General features: G+C 62.9%; 20 protein-coding genes. 16 read left to right on the forward strand and 4 right to left on the reverse strand.

From position 1 onward, the window contains the following. Entirely contained in the window at positions 1-267 is a 267-nt protein-coding gene (locus BKX93_RS12130) for an Ogr/Delta-like zinc finger protein (protein ID WP_070979992.1), read from the forward strand. Between the two features lie 31 nt (positions 268-298). On the opposite strand, the gene BKX93_RS24700 is transcribed toward BKX93_RS12130, so the two are convergent. After that, complete coding sequence (locus BKX93_RS24700) at positions 299-847, reverse strand: ogr/Delta-like zinc finger family protein (protein WP_145929309.1); 549 nt, start codon at positions 845-847, stop codon at positions 299-301. Between the two features lie 272 nt (positions 848-1,119). On the opposite strand from BKX93_RS24700, the gene BKX93_RS25140 reads away from it, so the two are divergent. The 8 genes from BKX93_RS25140 (at position 1,120) to BKX93_RS12160 (ending at position 8,265) form a co-directional block, all read left to right on the forward strand. After that, a complete protein-coding gene (locus tag BKX93_RS25140; RefSeq protein WP_186009414.1) occupies positions 1,120-1,296 on the forward strand; it encodes a hypothetical protein in 177 nt (58 codons plus the stop codon). Next, the gene (locus BKX93_RS12140) at positions 1,293-1,619 is read left to right on the forward strand and encodes a DUF1484 family protein (RefSeq protein WP_070979995.1); all 327 of its coding nucleotides are present in this window, start codon (positions 1,293-1,295) and stop codon (positions 1,617-1,619) included. The genes BKX93_RS25140 and BKX93_RS12140 overlap by 4 nt, the downstream gene beginning before the upstream one ends. Positions 1,620-1,628: 9 nt before the next feature. Beyond that, positions 1,629-1,856 carry a hypothetical protein gene (locus tag BKX93_RS25685; protein ID WP_244887175.1) on the forward strand — a complete coding sequence of 76 codons (228 nt, stop codon included), beginning with the start codon at positions 1,629-1,631 and terminating at the stop codon, positions 1,854-1,856. Positions 1,857-1,988: 132 nt separating this feature from the next. Then, a complete protein-coding gene (locus BKX93_RS12145; protein WP_244887176.1) occupies positions 1,989-4,430 on the forward strand; it encodes a toprim domain-containing protein in 2,442 nt (813 codons plus the stop codon). A 728-nt stretch (positions 4,431-5,158) separates the two neighbouring features. Further along, a complete protein-coding gene (locus tag BKX93_RS12150) occupies positions 5,159-5,455 on the forward strand; it encodes a hypothetical protein (protein ID WP_070979997.1) in 297 nt (98 codons plus the stop codon). Positions 5,456-5,604: 149 nt separating this feature from the next. Next, positions 5,605-6,006 carry a hypothetical protein gene (locus BKX93_RS23730; protein WP_083340531.1) on the forward strand — a complete coding sequence of 134 codons (402 nt, stop codon included), beginning with the start codon at positions 5,605-5,607 and terminating at the stop codon, positions 6,004-6,006. Between the two features lie 1,238 nt (positions 6,007-7,244). Then, entirely contained in the window at positions 7,245-7,625 is a 381-nt protein-coding gene (locus BKX93_RS12155; RefSeq protein WP_083340532.1) for a DUF1484 domain-containing protein, read from the forward strand. A 232-nt stretch (positions 7,626-7,857) separates the two neighbouring features. Beyond that, positions 7,858-8,265, forward strand: a complete 408-nt coding sequence (locus BKX93_RS12160; RefSeq protein ID WP_070980001.1) for a hypothetical protein — start codon at positions 7,858-7,860, stop codon at positions 8,263-8,265. Between the two features lie 34 nt (positions 8,266-8,299). On the opposite strand, the gene BKX93_RS12165 is transcribed toward BKX93_RS12160, so the two are convergent. Next, a complete protein-coding gene (locus BKX93_RS12165; RefSeq protein WP_222103256.1) occupies positions 8,300-9,772 on the reverse strand; it encodes an adenosine deaminase family protein in 1,473 nt (490 codons plus the stop codon). Between the two features lie 548 nt (positions 9,773-10,320). Between BKX93_RS12165 and ndhC the strand changes: the two genes are divergently transcribed. Continuing rightward, entirely contained in the window at positions 10,321-10,680 is a 360-nt protein-coding gene (gene ndhC / locus BKX93_RS12170) for an NADH-quinone oxidoreductase subunit A (RefSeq protein ID WP_070980004.1), read from the forward strand. Between the two features lie 27 nt (positions 10,681-10,707). On the opposite strand, the gene BKX93_RS12175 is transcribed toward ndhC, so the two are convergent. Beyond that, on the reverse strand, positions 10,708-11,790 hold the full coding sequence (locus BKX93_RS12175) for a radical SAM protein (protein ID WP_046158547.1): 1,083 nt from the start codon (positions 11,788-11,790) through the stop codon (positions 10,708-10,710). Between the two features lie 49 nt (positions 11,791-11,839). Continuing rightward, positions 11,840-12,484: a hypothetical protein gene (locus tag BKX93_RS12180; RefSeq protein WP_046158548.1), complete on the reverse strand. Its 645-nt coding sequence runs from the start codon at positions 12,482-12,484 to the stop codon at positions 11,840-11,842. 734 nt (positions 12,485-13,218) lie between these two features. Between BKX93_RS12180 and BKX93_RS12185 the strand changes: the two genes are divergently transcribed. From BKX93_RS12185 to BKX93_RS12210, 6 genes are all read left to right on the forward strand, one after another. Then, positions 13,219-13,581 carry a hypothetical protein gene (locus tag BKX93_RS12185; protein ID WP_046158549.1) on the forward strand — a complete coding sequence of 121 codons (363 nt, stop codon included), beginning with the start codon at positions 13,219-13,221 and terminating at the stop codon, positions 13,579-13,581. Next, positions 13,581-15,419 (forward strand): lipoprotein N-acyltransferase Lnb domain-containing protein, encoded by a 1,839-nt coding sequence (locus BKX93_RS12190; protein WP_070980006.1) that lies wholly within the window; start codon positions 13,581-13,583, stop codon positions 15,417-15,419. The genes BKX93_RS12185 and BKX93_RS12190 overlap by 1 nt, the downstream gene beginning before the upstream one ends. Before the next feature lie 95 nt (positions 15,420-15,514). Then, positions 15,515-16,432 (forward strand): bestrophin family protein, encoded by a 918-nt coding sequence (locus BKX93_RS12195; protein WP_046167675.1) that lies wholly within the window; start codon positions 15,515-15,517, stop codon positions 16,430-16,432. Positions 16,433-16,499: 67 nt separating this feature from the next. Beyond that, positions 16,500-18,242: an ABC transporter transmembrane domain-containing protein gene (locus BKX93_RS12200; RefSeq protein WP_046156236.1), complete on the forward strand. Its 1,743-nt coding sequence runs from the start codon at positions 16,500-16,502 to the stop codon at positions 18,240-18,242. Then, complete coding sequence (locus tag BKX93_RS12205) at positions 18,232-19,992, forward strand: ABC transporter ATP-binding protein (protein ID WP_046156237.1); 1,761 nt, start codon at positions 18,232-18,234, stop codon at positions 19,990-19,992. Before BKX93_RS12200 ends, BKX93_RS12205 begins: the two co-directional genes overlap by 11 nt. Next, complete coding sequence (locus BKX93_RS12210; protein ID WP_200895962.1) at positions 19,989-20,537, forward strand: NUDIX domain-containing protein; 549 nt, start codon at positions 19,989-19,991, stop codon at positions 20,535-20,537. Before BKX93_RS12205 ends, BKX93_RS12210 begins: the two co-directional genes overlap by 4 nt. Positions 20,538-20,571 lie beyond the last annotated feature (34 nt).

Consider the following 20,571-nt stretch of genomic DNA (forward strand, 5'->3'; position numbering starts at 1 on the left):
ATGGCCTTTCCCTGCCCGCTGTGCGGCGCGGTGTCGAGAGTGCGGACCAGCCGCATGCTGACCGCCACCGCCAAGGAGATTTACTACAACTGCAGCAACAACGACTGCTGCCACCAGTACGAGCCCCGCACCGTAGCCCAGCCGATCAAGGGCGGCGCGCTGATTCCGCCGGAGCGGCTGCGCGCGCTGTCCAGCTTGGCCAAACCCTCGCCGCCGCCGGCGCTGACGGTACAAGCCGGCCGGATTCAACACAGAGTCTTGAAGTAATGAAAAAGGCCCGCTGGAGGGCGGGCCATTCTTATTTCTTATTCAATATTTGATTCAGCAAATCAATCTTCATTTCTAATGTTTGAAATTTCTTCATAGTATCCATTAAGCCTTGAAGATGAAAAGAATACAGGTAGTCAATAGATGAATACTCTTGAGCAATTCGGCTCTCCATATCCTGGTGATTTTCTATTAAATCTCTTTGAGTAATATATTTCCCAATATCAGGCAATGAAGTGTCATCAAGAAAGATGTACCGATGATCAAACAACCTCTCCAGCTCAGTATATTGCATCCCACAATTCGAGCATATCAGAAAATACTCTTTATGATTTTCATCTGCCATCCGACTTGTTCGAATAGACATTTTTTCATCGCAATCTCGGCAGAAAAAGTTAGGCGGCTTACGTACACCGTTAGCTATTTTTTTCCTCTGTATTTTCTTCAATTTCTTACTCAGATACTCGCCGTATTCTGACCTCTTCACAAACACCTCACCCAGCCATTTATGAACAACAATAAAATAAATCGTAAAATTATATTCCAAAACAATCGAGCAACCAACAAAACTATTTTGCATGCTTGACAGCCCTGTCAGATTCCCGCACCATTATCCCGTCGTGTTCAATAGCGCGACCGGCTTTGACAGGCTGAACAAGAAGGCGGATAGCCGCCATATGCGGCATTTTTTGCGTCCGTTAAACGCCATTGGTACGCCTTTTTCTATGGCGGGCCGTGGTGGGGAGCCTTCGGGCTGCCGGTACCTTCTTGCCGGTCTGTCAACCCTGCCATGCGCCCGCCACCCCCGTTTGACAGCGGGGCCGGGCTTCACGCTCAAGAAGGAGGCTTCACATGCCTGGCATCATCCTGCACGCTTTCCGCGCCCTATTCCCGCAAGTCACCCGTCCCGTTTCCACGCTGCCCAACGAGGCCCAAGCTCGCGCGCTCGCCGCTTTGCTGGTCGCCCAGGGTCAACGCGCCCTGATTCATCGCACCGCCTCCGGCTTCGCCGTGGAGGTGCTCGCATGAACGCCCTGCCGCTGATTGCCCCGCTGGCGCTGGCCGCCATCCAACGCGAACTGACCCTTCTGCAGCAGCTCACCACCCAGCCGGAACACGCCGCGTTGCGCGAGCCGGTGGCCCAACTGGCCGGCCTGTGCGAAACGGTGGAGGACGTGGTGTCCGGCGGCGTCTGCCGTCTGTCCGGCACCAGCGAGACGCTGCAAGGGCTGCTCGATCTGCTGCGCCATGCCGAGGACCAGCCGTTGCCGGCCCATCGCGTCGCCGGCCTGCTGGCTCCGCTGCAACAGCAGGTGGTCCACGCCTGCTCCGAAATCGGCCAAATCCTCTAAGGACCCCCCATGAATGCTAGAAACCCTCTCCCGCGCGCCGGGCGAGACGCCACCGGCTTGTCTGGCGGTTCGCAAACCGCACTTGGCCAGTGGTTCGACCAACTGAAGGACAGCATCGACTTGCACGACCTGGCGGCGCGGCTGGGCTTGCAACGCCAGGGCAAGGGCAACTATCACAGCCCGCACCACCCGGACAGCAGCGCCTCGCTGTCGATCTTCGCCGACGGCCGCGGCTGAAAGGACTGGAGCGGCGACGCCGGCGGCAGCTGCATCGATCTGCTGCGCTTCTGCCGGCCGGAGCTGGACACGCCGCTGGCGGCGGCGCGGCTACTGGGCGACTGGTACGGCCTGCCGCAACCGAAACCGGCGATGAAGGAAAGGGCCGCGCCGGCGCGCAAGTCCACCCTCGACTACATCGCCGAGCGCTGCTTGGCCCAGGCGGATGCGGCTGTGGCTTACCTGACGGGGCGGGGCATAGACGAGGCAGTGATCCGCCGCGCCATCCAGTGCAAGACGCTGGGCTGGAACGATTGGCACAGCGCCAAGGTGGCGGCCGGCGAAGTCGGCCACGGCGGCCCGGCCGTCGCCTTTCTGGTGCGCAGCGGCGGCCGACTGGCGGCGGTGGATCTGCGCTATGCCGATCCGGCCTTGAACGGCGGCGTCAAAGCGCAATGCCAGGGCGAGCGCGAGGGCCACGGCTGGTGCAGCGATCCGGCGAGGCTGAAGCGGGCGCGGATGGTGGTGATCGTGGAAAGTCCGATCAATGCCTTGTCGGTGGAGTGCTGCGCGTCGTCCGATGTGGCGGCGCTGGCGCTGCGCGGCGTCGGCAACGTGGACAGCATCGACTGGACCACCCTGCGCGGCAAGCGGGTGCTGGTGGCGCTGGACCATAGCGACCCGGTCAGCCCGGCCACCGGCTTGCGGCCGGGCCTGGCCGCCGCCTGGCGCTTGTCGGAGAAGCTGATTGCCGCCGATATCGGCCATCTGCTGGTGGACATGCAGGAATGGGACGAAGGCGAGGACATCAACGATGTGCTGCAGCGCCATGGCAAGGACGAGCTGACCGCGCGTTTGCGCAAGCTGGAGCCGTGGCTAGTGCCCGGCATGCCCGGCGGCGGCGAGCGACTGGAAGGCACGCGGCGGGTGCAGCTGCCGGGCCATGACTTCGCGGTGTATTGGCGTTTCCGGGTGAAGGAGGACTTCACTCAATATGTGGACGAGTTCAAGACCGACGACGACGGCAAGCGCTCGGAAACCTTGGGCGATCTGTGTTCCTTCCGCGTGGCCAGCCTGTCGCGGCTGCGCATTCAGAGCCATCTGGCCACCATCAGCGGCGCGGCTGACCATCAGCCGGAAACGGTGTTCGGCATCAGCGCCCAGCTGGCGCGCCATGGCACGGTGTTGCATCGAGAGGTGGCCACCGACGACAAACTGTACAACCTGGAATGGTGGAAGGGCCGTTTCGGCGCGATCTGGAAGCCGGCGCAGTTCCAGCGCCTGGTCAATCTGATGGAGCGGGCGGCCGACCTGGGCGCGCGCGATGTGGTCAACTTCGTCGGCCTGTCGTGGAAGGCCGGCGCGCTGGCGGCGCAGGAGGGGCAAGACTGCTATTTCGTCGAGCCGCAGAAGCAATGCCTCTATTACAACCTGACCTTCCCGCGCGGCACGCAGCAGCAGGCGCGCACGGTGATTCAGGCGTATCAGGACACCTTCCGCGACAATGCGGCCGCCATCGTGTTGGTCTGGGGCTTGGGCACCCATCTGAAAAACCTGCTGGGCTTCTATCCGCATTTCCAGATGCAGGCCGAGAAGGGATCGGGCAAGTCCAAACTGCTGGAGAGCCTGCAGACCACCCTGGCGTTTCAGGTGCTGTCCGGCCAGATGCTGAAAACCGACCACCGCCGCCGCGCCTCGGTGTCCTTCACCTCGCAGCCGGTGGGCTGGGATGAATTCTCCAAGCTGCCGAAGACGGTGCTGTCCGACATCGACGCGCTGCTGCAATCAACTTACCGCTTTGAGTTCACCCGCGTCGGCGCCAGCCTGACGCCTTACCTGATGTGCGCGCCGGTGCTGTTGGCCGGCGAAGAGGTGGACGCGCAAAGCCTGCAATCCAAACTGTGCCGCAGCAGCCTGTCGAAGGAACGGCAAGGGGCGATCATTCCGCATGATCTGCCGGTGTTCCCGCTGTGGCCCTGGCTGCAGTTCCTGGCCGACGTCGAGCCGGCCCGGCTGCGCGATCTGCACAGTCATTACCTGGGCGTGTGCGAGCGGCACAGTCGAGCCCCGGCCGGCGACGCCACCGCGCGGCGGATGATGGAGAACTACGCCGCCCTGCTGTGCAGCTGGGCCTTGCTGTGCGAGTTCGCCGACCTCGACCCGCAGCAAGGCGGCTTCATCGAAGACCTGCTGGCGGAGATGAACAGCCACATCGTCGATACCGACGGCAGCCGCCTGCCCTGGGTATGGATCATGGAAATCCTGCTGTCCGAGCTGGAAGCCAGGCGCTACGACTACCCGCACTGCTGGGACCGGATGAAGCATGCCGACGGCCACACCGAGATGGCGCTGTTCATCCGGCCGAACCATGTGATGGACCACCTATCCACCGCGCCGCATCTGCGCGCCAAGTTCGACGCGCTGCCGGTGAAGACCGGCCGCATCTTCAAGAACCAGCTGCTGCAAAGCCCGGTGGTGCTGGCCGATGGCGTCGAGAAGACCATCCACGGCCGCCGCCAGGGCCACCTGACCGCCATCAGCCTGGCGCAGCTGGAAAAGCTGGGCCTCTACGCCGCGCCGGACGTCCAGCCCTAAACCCAAATCCGCCCGCCGCGCCCCTTCGACAGCCCGCCTTGTGTGGGCTGTCACGCTTTGCCCCGCTCAAACTGCGCAACAGCAAACCCTTCCCCACATGAAATATGACAATGTCACGCACCAGGCAGCGAGAACGGCCGGCAATCCCCGGTTTCCGCGCCATTGGGTATGGGAGGATGTGAAAAAATTCCGTGGATTGGCCCCTTCATCACAGCTAAGTCGTTGATTGTTGAGAACAACCCATCCACGGTTTGCCCTCAGAAATCCACGGTTTCGCCTCCCACTTCCACGGTTTACCCCGATTCTTCCACATCGCTATTTTACGGCTTCGCCCCTCTTCTTCTCTTCTTCTTTTATAAAAAACAAAGAGATAGAGAAGAAAAGCAGTGAAAAAGGAAGCAAGGGGCCATCCACGGTTTCGGAGAGCTGCTTAAAAATTAATCCACGGGTTTGCCGACCGATGTGGTGGAAATGGTGGATTCGCTCTTCCCTTCATGGCATTGATTTTATTGAGGTTTCTCGAGCACCCACGGAATCGGGGGGAGAGGGCGTGGACAAGCCGTGGATGAAAATCTATTACAGGACAATGACTTAGGGTCCAATCCACGGTTTCGGGGGGATTTTAGGTGTGTGTGCCTGGCTGGGCGATGGGGAAGACGCGGTTTACAATCGATAGCTAACGGCCAAAAGCAGCCGCACAATATAAGGTCAGGAGTTGGGGGCATTCGATGGAACACGTTATTATATATTTTACGCACAGTATCCGAGACATTATTCCTTATAGCGATTTTATTAATAAATTACGCCCAATTCTTGAGAAAAACGGGATTGGAGAGTATTTGGGAGATGACATGGCAATTGACGGTGGAGATGCCGAGGCGGTCTTTTCCTGTCATAGCGCACAAACCCTCTATGACAGCATTCAAGGTGATCTTGAACTACTTCCATTCATGAGAGGTGCAAAGGTTACTTTTGTCTTTGGGCCACTGGATTTAGACTTTCCCCAAGAAGAGTTCTTTATATAAAACTTTGCTCTCATTGGCATGTACATTCCCCCACTGGGTCGAAGACAAGCGTGTTAAGTGAAGGTAATGATGGCAGCTAGCGGCCAGAAGCTGAATTTCTCTATTAATGCTTGAGCGTATCGTTGCTCTCTCGACAGACCCGGAATTTTATGACGCAACATCAAATATTCTTGATTGGCGGTGCAGATGATGAAACTGCGAACTTCATAGAGGACGAGGCAAATGGGCTGTGTCGCCTTGTATGTGAGTACAGAGGAAAGACTATTTCATCAGAGGCTCACGACTACTTCGAAGCTCTTTGTACGATTCGATTGGAATTAGAGAATGAAGGGCTGATTCCGTTTTGTTACGGTGCCAGTTTTAACGTGTACCCATCCGCTATGGCTCGTGACATGGGAAAAGGGAAAGTTGCATACAAGGTGGAAATGGGAAAGCCAGCAACCAGAGAAAATCTGATACGCATCTTCGAAGAAGGAGCTGATGTCATTCCATCCCCTGTGACACTTCAAAAAGAATTTTTTAAAGATTGGTTGGCTTCGATACGAGGTTAATGACCGCTTAGGATCGAAAGCTGCCATTTCAGAGTGTGTATATTTCTGCGTATAGACACATTTTCCACATCACAAAAAATACAATAACAACAATGATTTAAGATGGCTTTTCGATAGAGACTCTGGCACCACAAGACATCATGCAACGCAAAACAACCGCACGGCGCAGGCCCTGCGGTTTTTTGTTGTCCGTTTCCAGCTACATCCCGCAGCCCCATCTGTGCGAAGTGTTGGTATCTATGTTGGCATCAAGCGTGCCATCGCTGTCGATACCAACAGCAAACACATGCAGCCCCCTACGCGAAGCCCAACGTTTGCCGCACAGTGGCAGCCTTGCGTCCGCTTCGCGGACAACTATTTAGATGCCGGTTCCGCCCGGCTTGACGGGTCCATTTCTTTTGCTTCGCCAAAAGAAATGGACGAAAGAAAAGGCGACCCAACAGCGCTGCGAAACCCCGCCTCCAAAGCCCTTTCCAAGGCGCCGCCGAACTCGCGGGGCGCTAACGTCGCCCCGCTCAAACAGGCGGCGGCTTAAAACCTTGGAAAGGACTTTGGAGTCGGGTTGCGCTGATGGGGCAAGGGTAAGTCGGTTCGGTTCAGCAACCGATTAAACAGCCTTCAACGAATGCCCTGGCGGTGCTCATTGTTCACAACGAGCAAACACGTTTGCGACGCGCCCCAATCCCTTCAAGCCTGCCGACGGGTGGCAGGCCCGAGGTTTTAAGCGGCTGCTTGTTTGAGCCCCGCGACGGTAGCGCGGGGCGAGTTCAGCCGCGCCTCGGGACTGACGGGCCCCGGCGGGGAGCCGCAGGCCAGGCTTGCAGGGTGGCCTTTAGGGGTGGAGGGGATATTTGGCCACGCAAATATCCCCTCCCTGCCGCCGGGCAGCCCCGGCAATCCAAATCATCATCCGCGCAGCGGATTCCACGTACCGCTCCAAAACCTAGCCCCACCCCGACCCCATTTGCTTGCCTGACAAGCCATCCACCCGGATAATCCCATCCGTGCCGTTCAATAGCGGCATCAGGTTTGGCGACCTGTTACCTAAGGCGGACTGACGCAGCTTTGACTGCGGCTTGTCCACACACACCATTGCTACGCGCAATCCATGGCGGGCCTTGGTGGGGATACCTCCGGGTATGCCGGTTCCTTAGGTCCGGTTCGCCAACCCTGCCATGCGCCTGCCACCCTCGTTTGGCGACGAGCGGCAGGCGAAACAACCTAAGGAGGGTTTTGCCATGCCTAGCATCACCCGCAGTTCGTCGCGCCTCGCGTTCTCCCTGAATAACCAAACCCCCACGCATCCACCCAGCCTATTGGCCATGACCCGGCTGCATGAAGCCTTTGCCGCCTTGCAGGAGCAGTTGGCCAATAAGGACCAGTCCAAAGTCAGAGAGCCGGCCGCGCGCGTCGCGCATTTGTGCCAGGACATCGAGCAGGCGGTGGTGGAATCCATCTGCCACTTGGCCCATGGCCAGTTGGGTTTGCAATCCGTGATCGATCTGTTGGCTTGCCTGGGCGACGACGTGCGCCTGCCGTCCAGCCGCATCAAGGAATTGCTGGAGCCGCTGGATAAACGGATGAACCAGTCCCTCACCCTGCTCACCCGCGTGCTGTAAGCCCTGCTCCATAAATGCCAACAGCCAGCTGCTTCACTACGGCTGGCTGTTTTGGACTCTTCGATGCGTCGGCCGGTGCAATGCCCGGCGGCAAGGCGCGGCATCGACTGGTTTCTGGCCGGGTATCGCACCCTACGCTCTACATTTACGACACGCCTGCCGCCCCGCCGCCAATGGCCCATAGGCCTGTTTATCGTCATAATCCGCCGTTTCAACCCAAGCGACGCCGCCCATGAAACCGCTCATCGCCACCCTCCTGCTGCTGTGCTGCGGCTTCGCCCAGGCCCAGGACTTTCCGGCCGGGGCATACGGCCACGAATACACAGCGCAAGCCGGCGAACCGGTCTGGAACCTGCGCATGGTTGGCGATGGACTCGCGTTGAGCGGCAATGACGGAAGCACGCCCGTATTGCTGCACAATTTATCGGCCGCGGAGCGGGCTGCTTTCTGGCAAAGGATGGGATGGCCGGCGGCGAGCAGCGCGGCCGCGCAGTGCGCCGGCAATGGCGACGATCTGTTTTGCCAGGTGCCCAAGCGCGTTCGCTCCGGCATTTCCTGGCTGAAAGACAATGTGTCGGACTTTTTCCATTACAGCGAGATGGGCGGCGTGATGGAAATCAGCCGGCTGCCGCCGCGCTGATTTCCATCACGCCGCCCCTTGTTTCCGCGCCGAGTCAGCGCCCCATCTTGCGCAAGGCGGCCGCCCGCGCTTCGAATTGGGCGAAACGCTGCTCCAGCCGCTGTTGCTGCCGCGCCTTGTCCGCCGGGCTGAGGAAGGAATAGCGGATGCTGTTGTAGACGGTGCGCTTCAACTCGTCGTACGAGGGTTGGTAGCGGTTGACGTACAGCAGGTATTCATTGCTGATGTCGCTGCGCGACACGCCTTCGTCGTCGGTAGAGATCACGAACGGCACGCCGTACTTGCGGTACAGCAGGATGGGATGCGCGGCGCCCTGCACGCCCAGGATGAACTGGTTGCTGGTGAGGTTGATTTCCACCGCCACGTCGCGGCGGCGCATCTCGTTCAGCAGGCTGTCCGGCCGGCTTTCGTGGCCGACATCTATGCCGTGGCCTATCCGCTGCGCGCCGGCCAGTTCCACCGCCAGCCGGATGTGGTCGCGCAGGCCTTCCGGCGGCACCATGCCCAACACCAGTTCGCCGGCGTGCAGCGCCAGCTTCACGTCGGGAAAGCGCTGCTTGAGGAAGTGGATCATGCGCATGTGCAGCGCGTAATCGCGCATCGCCACGATGCCGTTTTCCGGGCCGACGATGTTCAGGCCCACCACCAGCGGATTGTCGTGCGCGGCGGCGAAGCCGGCGTACAGGCCGGCGAAGGTGGCCGACGGCTTGTTGTTGCGCGAGACATAGGTCTGGAAGCGCAGCGTGAAGTCGTCGTCATCCATGCCCTGGGCGAAGCCCGCCAGATCCTGCCGGTAGCGCTGCACTTGCTCGGCGGTGGAGGCGTCCGCCGCCAGCGCCGATGCGGCCTTGCCCAGCGCCTGCTCGATGGCGGCCGGAGCGGCGTCCGGCGCCAGGCTGTCCAGATTGGCGACCAGCGCGCTGTTGCCGGACGGCGCGCCGCGCAGCATGGTTTCCAGATATTGCAGGTTTTCCGCTTTGGCCCGGGTTTTCAGCAGCTGCAGGCCTTCGCGCGGCGAATAGCCGGAAACGCCGCCGAAATAGCCGAAGGTATCGAAAAACTGCTTGTCCGGCGGCGGCTGGTCATGGCTGTGGTTGTCGAAATCCTTGTCCGACCACAACGTCAGCAGTTTGCGGTACAAGGCGTTGTCGTCCTTGATCTGGCTGCCGCTCAGGCAGGGCGCGCCTGGCTGCGCCTGTTCCGGCTTGGTTTCTATTCTCAGCGTGGCCTGGTAGACACAGTACTTCTGCTTATCCACCCAATCGAGATAGGTTTCGGCGTACAGCGCGCCGGTGTAATGGTGATGCAGATCGCCGCCCTTGGGCAGCATGTTCATCAGCATGCCCAGTTCGGCCCCCCGAGCCTTGTCGGCCAGCAGCTGCTGATAATAGGCGCGCGTCGCCTGGTAATTCGTCTTTTGCTGCGCCGCGCCCAGCGGCGCCTCCGCCCGCGCGCCCAGCGGCAACAGCGCCAGCGACAGGCAGGCCAAAGCCAGTATCGATTTCACATTCGTTCCCATTCGCATTTTGACAACGACATAACCGTAACAGCGACGATGGGAAACCGGAAGAATGGCGGCATGGCAGCATGGCCAGCTGGACAAGGGCCAGCGGCCCAGACAAGAAACGTACCAGCCGTAACAAAAAATAAGAAAAACAGCTCTTTAGGATGGCTATAAAAGACCGATATAAAGCACAAGAAGTCCCGATCATCTCACCATGGAGCGATGCATAGCGGCAAACTCAGGCGAACCTTCCGATCCAGCACACTGATTGGTTGCGCCGCGCCACACCGCCATCCGCAGCACCCACCAGACCGCTATTCCGGCAAGGACTCCGGCAACGGTCACACTGCGAGACGACAGGCGGCAGCGACGCCAGATTGCCAGCGCTCTGCGCGACAACATCAACTCAGGCCATCCCGCGGGATGGCCTTTGTTATGACGGGCCGGGCCATGCCCTGCGGCTTTTACCAAACTTTTACCGTTTGCCGCGGCACTCGGCGGCCTGTGGCGGTCTATTCCTGTTTCGCCATCTTGCGCAGGAAAACCGCCACATGCTGCAGAACTACTTCCCCATCCTGCTGTTCATCCTGGTCGGCCTTCTGGTCGGCGTATTGCCGCTGCTGCTGGGCAAGCTGCTCGGCCCCAACCGGCCGGACCCGGAAAAGCTGTCGCCGTACGAGTGCGGCTTCGAGGCGTTCGAGGACGCGCGGATGCGCTTCGACGTCCGCTACTACCTGGTGGCCATCCTGTTCATCCTGTTCGATCTGGAAGTGGCGTTCATGATCCCGTGGGCAGTGACGCTCAAGGATGAACTGGGCTTGTTCGGCCTGGGCGCGATGGCGGTGTTCCTCGGCATCCTCACCATAGGCTTTGTCTACGAATGGAAAAAAGGCGCGCTGCAGTGGGACTGAGCACGCCCGAAACCTGATCCCATCCAGCTAGGCCTGCGCGCAGGCCCGCCGCCTCTCTGCCATCCCGCGCGATTCGCCGGGCACGTGGTGCTCGTCCAGCCAGGCGGCCTGCAGCACTTCGGCGATCATTTCCTCGTAGTGCTCGCGCACCAGCCGGCGCACCGCCTCGTCGCGGTAAATGCGGGCGCAGGCCTGACAATGGTGGGCGTACATGCCTTCCCAGCGGATGCTTGGGTCGCGCGCGGCGGCCCAGGCCAGCACTCGCTCCGGCCCCAGGTAATGCAGCCACAGCTTGAGAAAATCCCCTTCCGCCGCCTCTACCGCGCGGGACAGGAAATCCGGCTGGTCGACAGTGGCCACGCTGAGCTCCGGGATCTGCCGCATGCCGATGCCGCAGCAGGCTCCCACCCGGCCGTCGGCCTGGATGGTGTAGGTCTGCAGCACATTGGAGCAGACGCGGAATGACTTGAGATTGTGGTTGTCGGCGGCCACCCCGGGCGGATAGTCCTCCACCAGGCCCGGGTCCAGCGGCATCCACGGGCTTTCGACGATTTCGATCAGCGCCCTATCCTCCGGCCCCAGCGCGGCGATGCGCGGATGGCCGGTGACCGAGGCGGCGGTCACCGCGCGCGCGGCGCGCAGCTCCACCATCACCCAGGCCTTGAGCCGGCGCCGCACCGCCGCCAGGCAGCCTTCCACCACCCGCTCCAGCGGCACGAAGCGCGCGTGCTCGTCGCCGGTGCTGTAATTGATCTCGGTCAGCCCGGCCTCCAGCAGCGCGTCCAGCCGACGATCGGCGCTGTTGGCGCTGACCGCCCAGTGAGCATTGCTGACCAGCCGCACCGGAAAGCCCAGTCCGCTGGCGTGACGGATCGCGGTCAGCAGATCGCGCCAGCGCAGCGTCGCCTCGCCGCCGGTGAACACCACGTTGTAGAAGCCCAGCGCCCTGGCCTGGTCTATCGCCGACAGCATCGCCTGCAGCGTCAGGTTCTCTCGCGCCTTGGGATGGCTCATCGACGCGCAGTGCTCGCAAGCGGCCGGGCAGGCGTAAGTCGGCATGATGGACAAGGTCTTAGGCCCGCGGAACAGGCCGGGAACAGGCAGGTTCATTCGCGATCTCCCGCCGCGGCGCGCGGAGAACGCGCGCAGCGGCCCGAGTTCAGACCTTGAGCTGGCCGGCGGCCTGCATCTGCTTGGCCTGGTCCACCAACTGGCTGATCACCGTGCGCAGCAGCGCCGCGTCGGCCACGCCGCCGAAACCGAAGGGCAAGCCGGAAGCGAAACCGTTGAAGTTCTGGCTGGAGCGCAAGGTTTGGTCCGAGGTGGACGGCGTCGCCGGCGGCGTGGCCACGCTCTTTTCCGGGCCGATCAGCAGCTGTTCGGCGGAATTGCCGAAACCCGGCAGACCGAAGCCGTCGCTGGCCAGTTTGAACATCGCCCGGATCAGGTCGGCGTCGGCGTGCTTCAGCACCGCGGCGGCGAAGTCCTTGCTGAACTGCTCCTCGCTGACCGGCTTGCCCGCCGGACTGGCGGGATAGTCGTCCATCCACTGGCGGAAGCCATCGTTGGCCAGCATGGAAAACAGCAGACGGTTGACGTCGGACACCTGCTGGGCCGGCAGCTGGCGCTGGCTGACCTTAGCCGTCAGCACGCCGACAGGGTTGTGGATGAATTCGGCGCGCGCCGCCGGATCCTTGTCCAGCTGGGCGAACAGCGTCTGGGCATTGCTGCGCAGCTGCGCGGCCGGCAGAACCAGCGGCGCGCTCTGCGCCGGCTTGATCGACTGGATGGTGGTGGTCTTCATGATGCCTCCCGTTAGGGAACACGGAACTTCCGCGGCGGTGGCGTGAAAACGGCGGAGCCGCCGTCCGCATCGCCGCGGCACATCGCGCGCCCAGAACCGGCCGCGCGGACATCCCCTTTGCGCAATTCGTTCATGATAGAACCATCAACACCAGAACAAACTGTTCTTTATGACAGTCACGCCACGTCTTCGCCCTGCAACGGATGGCGTGGCTCGTCCCCCGGCGCACCGCCGCGGCCAAAATGCGCCTGTCTCCCATGCCATTGGCCATGGCTGCTTAAACAGCAAGTACCGCGCGCAGAGCGCTTCGCCGCCATTAGAGCAAAAATCCCATTAAACTCTTGCGCCGACATAAAAAACAAAGTGGAACAAAAATGCTTGGCGGAATTAATTAAAAGCGCTTCCGACTAATAAAAAGCATAAAAACGAAACATAATAAAGAGCAATTACTTCAATTTCGAAAATTAAAATATATGCTCTACTTTAAAAGAACGCGACCATCGGAGCATAACCAGAATTCGCCCGGCGTACTTAAAAAAATTCAAATATTCAGAAAAATTTACATGCGCGAAATGTGATTTACCTGCGGTAGTAAAAAATCAGATTCGCAATAATATGGTTGGTAAATAATTCAAGTTGCGCCCCATTATTTTTTCAATTAGCATCAACGCCCTTTACGGGGGACATCCTCGTAAAACCAGGCATTCCCGCCTTAATTTCCGTGAAAAAATAAAATGAAACACTTGCTGCTGCCCGCCGCCGTGTTGGCCCTCGGCCTGACCGGTTGCGCCTCGATTCTGAACGACCAAACCCAACAAGTTAACGTGTCCAGCTCCACCGGCACTGAAATCAAGGGCACCATCGATGGCCAAGCATTCAAAGCGCCCGGCATCGTCGACCTGAAGCGTGAAAACAAGAACAAGATCATCATGACCGAAACCGAAGGTTGCGCTCAGCAAACCGTCGCGGAAAAAACGGTCGATCCGAAATTCTTCATCAACATCCTGAGCGGCGGCGCGTTCGGCTCCACCACCGACTACTCCACCGAAAAAATGTGGAAGTACTCGGACAATATCGTTGTTTCTTGCCGGAAATAATGAATCTACGCGATATCATCGCCAAGGGCGGCAGCATTGCCGCCCTTTTTTGCTTGCTCGCGGGACACTGCGCCCAGGCCGAAGACAGCCTGCCCGAACAGTTGATCGCCACGGCGCGCTCCGCGCGTCTGGCCGAAACCATCGAATGGCAGTCTCTGCTGCATAGCCAGAACGGCGAGCCCCTCGTCACCGATCCGGATTTTCTCCTCTCCGGCCAGCCCTTCTCCGCAGCTCGGGAACTCGACGCGACGCTGCGCCTGTTGTACGGCGGCGCCCAGGACGCGGTCTGCCGCTTCCCTGCCCGCTACTGGTGGCTGCGAAAAACGCTGGACGCGCCGGAACTGCCGCTGGACCAATGCCAGGAAGCGGCGGACTTCCGCGCGCGCGCGCCGATGGACCGCATCAGCCTGGTATTCGCCAGTGAAAACCAGGCCTTGCCCGCCAGCATGCTGGGGCATGCTTTCCTGAAGATTTCCGGCGCGCGGCCGGACGGGAGCCCCCTGGAGCACGCGATCTCCTTCTATACCGACGCCGATACCTGGAACCTGCCCAAGCTGCTGGTGGACAGCCTGCTCATCGGCAAGACCGGCTATTTCGCGCTGTCGCCTTATCGCGAGCAATTGCGGCGCTACGTCGATCAGGAGCAGCGCAGCGTCTGGGAATACGATTTGTCGTTCGACGCCTGGCAGCGCGAGCTGATCCGGCTGCACCTGCTGGAACTGAAGCGGGCGCGGCTGACTTACTTTTTCCAGAAGTACAATTGCGCGACCGTCATCCACTTCATCATGGGATTGAGCGGCAAGCCGCTGCCGGCCAAGCGCTGGCTGGCGCCGATGGAGCTGGTGCGCGAAGCGAGCGACGCGGGCCTGGTCCAGGCCAGCAGGATGATCGCGCCCAGCCGCTGGCTGGTGCGGACCCTGGATGAAACGCTGCCCGCCGACCGCCGCCGGGAAAACCAGCGCGCGCTGGCGGCAGGCGACATGCCCGCCGGCCTGGCGCAGCCGCCCAGCCCCGAGGGCTTTCTGCAACTGGAGCACGCGCAAGCGCTCAACCAGCACCTGTACCTGGAACAACAGCTGGCCCGCGAACGCTGGCTGTCCAACGCCGCGCGGCTCGAGGCCCTGGAGCGGGAGCGCTACCCCGGAATGTCCCTGGACATGAGCAAGGGCTTTGGTCCGATGTCCACGCCGCCCTCCTCCCAGGCCAGCCTGTCCTGGCTGCGTCGCGACGGCGAAGACAATCTGGAAATCAGCCTGGTGCCCGCCTCCCACCGTCTTGACGACGACAACCGCGGCTACAACCAGGAGAACGAGCTGCAAATCCTGGCCCCAACGTTCCGGATGCCTCTGCGCGGCGGATCGCCGAGACTGCAGCAATTCGTGCTGTACGGCATGCAGACCCTGCTGCCGCGCGACCCGATCGCCGGCGGTCTGGCGGGGCGGCTGAACATCGCCTACCAGCAACAACTGGATCAAAATTTGCAGGAGCGGTCCGTCGCGCAAATCAACGGCGCGCTCGGCCTGGCCCGGCGCGTCCAGCGCGACGCGGATTTCTACGCGCTGGCGGGCGGCGGGCTCGCTACCACCGGCAGGCAAGGCTACGCCTTCGGCGAACTGGAAGGCGGCGTGATGGTGCGCGAACTATGGGGCATGAAAACCTGGCTGTCGGTCAGCCGGCATTTCAATCAGGCGGACAGCGGCAGCGCATTCAGCCGCGTCAGCCTGCGGCAGATCCACTACCTGAACCGGAATCAAAGCGTGTCCGCCAGCTGGAAACAGGAGCAGTCTGGCGCCCTCGTCCGCCGCGAATGGCAGCTGGGTTACAAGCAGCTGTTTTGAAAACGGGCGGGCGAAGCGGAAATATTCCCGACACGTAACAACCTGGCCGGGATTATTGTGTACCATTTTAACGTACCCATCCCGCCTGTTCCGCCATGATAGTCCGCAACATTCCGTCCTGGTTCCGCCTGCTGTTCGTCTGGCAAGGCTCGGTACTGCCGCGCATCCTGCCGCGGCTGATGCTGGTGCTGGCGGTGGCCATCGCCGCCGCCTCCATCCGCCACTGGTGGCTGGCCAGCCTGCGCGAGTCGTCGCTGGGCATCCCCACTTTCACCTTGCTGGGCGTGTCGCTGGCGATCTTCCTCGGCTTTCGCAACTCGGTCAGCTACGACCGCTTCTGGGAAGCCCGCAAGCTGTGGGGCAGCCTGCTGATCGTCAGCCGCTCGCTGGGGCGGCAAATGCTGGCGGCGCTGGGCGACGACGCCGACAGCCGCCGCTTCGTCGACGCCGCCTGCGCGTTCGCCTACGCGCTGAAGGCGCAACTGCGCGGCGACGACGCCGACCAGCACCTGAAACGGCTGCTGCCGGCGGAGGAGCGGGAGCGGATCATGGCCGGCGGCTTCCGGCCGGCGTTGATCCTGGCCTGGCTGGGCCGCGAGGCGCAGCGGCTGCAGCGCGAGGGGCGGCTGAGCGAGCTGCAATGGCACGCGCTGGACCGCAATCTGAACACGCTGTCGGAAATACTGGGCGGCTGCGAGCGCATCGCCACCACGCCGATGCCCTTCACCTACCGCGTGCTCTTGAACCGCACGGTGACCATCTACTGTCTGCTGCTGCCCGCCGGGCTGGCCAGCAGCATAGGCTGGCTGACGCCGCCGATCGCGGTGTTCATCGCCTACACCTATTTCGCGCTGGAACAGATCGCCGAAGAGCTGGAGGAGCCGTTCGGCACCGAGGGCAACGACCTGCCGCTGTCCACGCTGTGCCATACCATCGAATCGTCGCTGCGCGAGATGCAGGGCCTGCCGATGGAGACGCCGCCGCCGCCCAAGCGCGGCGTATACCTGCATTGAGCGCCGGGTGGCAATGACATTGGAGTTTGCATAGAATGGACGGCTCCGAACGACCCCCGGCGCCCCCATGTCCCTGACCCGCCTGCTGTTCAGCTTCGTCTCCCGCCATTGGCGCTCCTACATCCTGGCCGCGCTGATGCTGGCCGCGGTGGCGGTGCTGACCGTGATGATTCCACGCCAGGTGGGCCATATCGTCGACGCGCTGGTGGCGCGGCGGCTGTCCGGCGACGCGCTGCTGATGGAGCTGGGCCGGCTGCTGGCGATGGGCCTGGCCATCTACGCCCTGCGCGTGGGCTGGCGGCTGCAGCTGTTCACCGCCTCGTACAAACTGGGCGTGGAGCTGCGCGGCAAGCTGTACCGCAGCCTGGCCGGACAAGGCCCGGCCTTCTTCCAGCGCCAGCGCACCGGCGACCTGATGGCCCGCGCCACCAACGACATAGACTCGGTGGAGATGGCGGCGGGCGAAGCGATGCTGGCCGGCTTCGACGGCCTGCTGACCCTGGCGCTGGTGCTGGCGATGATGACGCTGGGCGTGGACTGGCGGCTGGCGCTGGCGGCGCTGCTGCCCTTCCCCTTCATGGCCTGGGCCTTCGCCCGCATTTCCGACCACATCCACCGCGAATGGGGCGAAGCCCTCTCCCGTTTCGGCCAGCTCAACGACCACGTGCAGGAAACCCTGTCCGGCGTGCGCACGCTGCGGGCGCTGGGCCTGGAGGCGCGCAACGACGCCGAGCTGTCCCGGCTGGCGGCCGCGGCGTCGGACAGCAGCTTCGAGGCCCAGCGCTGGGAGGCCGCGTTCGAACCCGCCGTCGGCGTCGCCCTGGTCACCGCCACCGCCATCGCGCTGGCGCTGGGCGGCTACCTGGTCTGGCACGGCCAGCTGACCATCGGCGCGCTCACCAGCTTCAGCATGTACCTGGTGCAGCTGATCTGGCCGATGTTCGCCGCCGGCTGGGTACTGTCGCTGCTGCAGCGCGGCGCCGCCGCCTGGCGCCGGCTGCAGCCGGTGCTGGACGCCGAGCCCGACGTCGCCGACGACGGCAACCGGACCGAGCTCGCGCCCGGCGCGCTGGTTTTCGACGACCTCACCTTCCACTATTCGGAAGACGCCGCCGCCGCATTGCGCCAGGTGTCGGTCCAGCTGCCGCCCGGGCAGACGCTGGGCGTGGTCGGACCCACCGGCAGCGGCAAATCCACGCTGCTGAAACTGCTGATGCGACAATACCCGCTGCAGCAAGGCGCGATACGCTGGAGCGGCGCCGACATCGACGACTACTCGCTGCGGACCCTGCGCGGCGCGATCAGCTGGGTGCCGCAGGAAGCCTTCCTGTTCTCCGCCAGCGTGGCGGAAAACATCGCTCTGGCGCGGCCGGACGCCGGCCCGCAGGAGATCGAGCGGGTGGCGCGGCTGGCGGCGGTGCACGACGACATTCTCAGGCTGCCGCAAGGCTACGCGACGCCGGTGGGCGAAAAAGGCGTGGCGCTGTCCGGCGGCCAGCGCCAGCGGCTGGCCATCGCCCGCGCGCTGCTGGCCGACGCGCCGCTGTTGCTGCTGGACGACGCGCTGTCGGCCGTAGACACCGATACCGAGAGCCGCATCCTCGGCCATCTGCGCGAGGCGCGGCGCGGCCGCAGCGTCATCATCGTCAGCCACCGGCTGTCGGCGGTGGCCGACGCCGACCACATCGTGGCGCTGAACCACGGCCGCATCGCCGAACAAGGCAGCCACGACGAGCTGCTGCGGCAAGACGGCTGGTACGCCAGCCAATGGCGCTATCAACAACTGGAGGCCAGCCTCGATGAAATCTGACGCCAACCGCCTGCAGACCCGCGCAGCGGTCTCCCTGCTCATCGACGCCGCCCGCCCCGACCGCCGCCATCTGTGGCGGGGCGGATTCTGGCTGATGATCGCCGCCTTGCTGGAGGCTGGCGCGCCGCTGCTGGGCAAGGTATTCATCGACAACTACCTGCTGCCGCACCGGCTGGACTGGAGCGCCATCGCCGGCCTGCTGGCCGGCAGCCTGCTGCTGGGACTGACCGCCGCCGCGCTGCGCTACCGCCAGCTGGTGCGGCTGGCCGGCGTGGCGATGCGCGCGGTGCTGCGGCTGCGCGAGCGGGTCTACGGCCATGTGATGCGGCTGCCGATGGCCTTCTTCGACAAGGCGATCACCGGCCAGCTGGTCAGCCGCGTCACCAACGACACCGAATCCGTCAAAGCGCTGTACGTGCAAGCGCTGTTCGTCATCCTCAACAGCAGCATCGTGGTGCTGGGCGCGCTGGCGGCGATGGCCTGGCTGGACTGGCGGCTGATGCTGGTCTCTCTGCTGCTGTTCCCGGCCACCCTCGCCATCGTCTGGCTGTACCAGCGGCTGAGCGCGCCGTCGGTGGCCCGCGCCCGCGCGCTGCGCAGCGACATCAACGCCCAGATGGCGGAATCCATCTCCGGCATCTCGGTATTGCAGGCCAGCAACGCCGAAGGCCGCTTCATCGGCCGCTTCGACGACACCAACCAGCGCTACTACCACGCTCGGCTGCGCGAGCTGCGCGCCAACGCCTGGCTGCTGCGCCCCGCGCTGGACCTGCTCAACGTGCTGCTGCTGGTCGCGGTGATCCACAGCTACGGCCAGCGCCCGCTGGATGGGCTGGAGATCGGCGTGCTGTACGCCTTCGTCGGCTATATCGGCCGGGTGGTGGAGCCGCTGATCCAGATCACGCTGCAATTCGGCCAGCTGCAGCAGGCGGTGGTGGCCGCCAGCCGCGTCAGCCAGCTACTGGCCGAGACGGCCGCGCCGCAAGCCTCGGAAGCCGGCCATATCGCCGACGGCGCGGTCAGCTTCCGCGGCCTGCGCTTCGGCTACCAGGCCGAGCATCCGGTGCTGCACGATCTGAGCCTGGATATTCCGGCCGGCAGCTTCATCGGCATCGTCGGCCACACCGGCAGCGGCAAATCGACGCTGCTGTCGCTGCTGCTGCGCTTCTACCGGCCGCAGCAAGGCGAGATCCTGGTCGACGGCCAGCCGCTCTACGCCATCGGCGACGCCGCCTTCCGCGCCGGAGTCGGCCTAGTGCCGCAAGACCCGTTCCTGCTGGCCGCCAGCGCCCGGGAAAACATCGACATGGGCCGCGGCCTGCCGCAAGGCGAGATAGAGGCCGCCGCCCGTGCCGCCGGCGTGCACGAGCTGATCCTGTCGCTGGAAAACGGCTACGACAGCGATATGGGTGAGAGCGGCGCGCGGCTGTCCAGCGGCCAGAAGCAGCTGATCGCCATCGCCCGCGCGCTGGCGGGCAAGCCGCGCATCCTGCTGCTGGACGAGGCCACCTCGCGCATAGACAGCGAAACCGAGCAGCTGGTGCAGCAGGCGCTGTCGCGGCTGGCCGGCAAGATCACGCTGATCTCCATCGCCCACCGGCTGTCCACCATCCGCGACGCCGACGCCATCGTCGTGCTCAACCACGGCCGTATCGCCGAATCCGGCGACCATGACGCGTTGATGCGGCACGGCGGCATCTACCACAAGCTCTATTTGCTGCAACAGCTGCAGCCGGAGGAGGAAGCGTGAGTCCGGATTTGCGCGCGGCCATCCGCGCCGAAGTGGCCGCCATCGCCCCGCTGGACGCGCAGGAAGAGGCGCACCGACAGGCCACGCTGGACTGGATCGATTCCGGCGCCGAGCTGTGGCGGCGGGAAAAGCCGGCCAAGCCGCCGATACACTTGTCGACCTACTTCGCGCTGGTGGACGAAGCCGGCATGTTGCTGGTCGACCACCGCAATGCCGGCCTATGGCTGCCGACCGGCGGCCATGTCGATCCCGACGAGCATCCGCGCGACGCGGTGGCGCGCGAGCTGCTCGAGGAACTGGGCGTTGGCGGCCTGCCCGTGCCCGCGGCCTCCTTTCTCACGCGCACGGAGGTCGCCGGCCGCGCCGCCCGCCATCTGGACGTGACGCTGTGGTACGCGCTGCCTGTCGCTCGGACGCTGCCGCTGCGCCATGACAAGACGGAATTCAACGAGGTGCGCTGGTTCGATTTCAACCAGCTGCCCCATGCCGACAGCGATCCGCACCTGGCGCGCTTCGCCGCCAAGTTGGCTAAGATAAACGCTTGAACCGGGCCGCGCCGCGGCCCTTCCCCGTACCGGA

Origin of the sequence: Chromobacterium vaccinii (assembly GCF_001855275.1) — a bacterium.
GTDB classification, from domain to species: Bacteria; Pseudomonadota; Gammaproteobacteria; order Burkholderiales; family Chromobacteriaceae; genus Chromobacterium; species Chromobacterium vaccinii.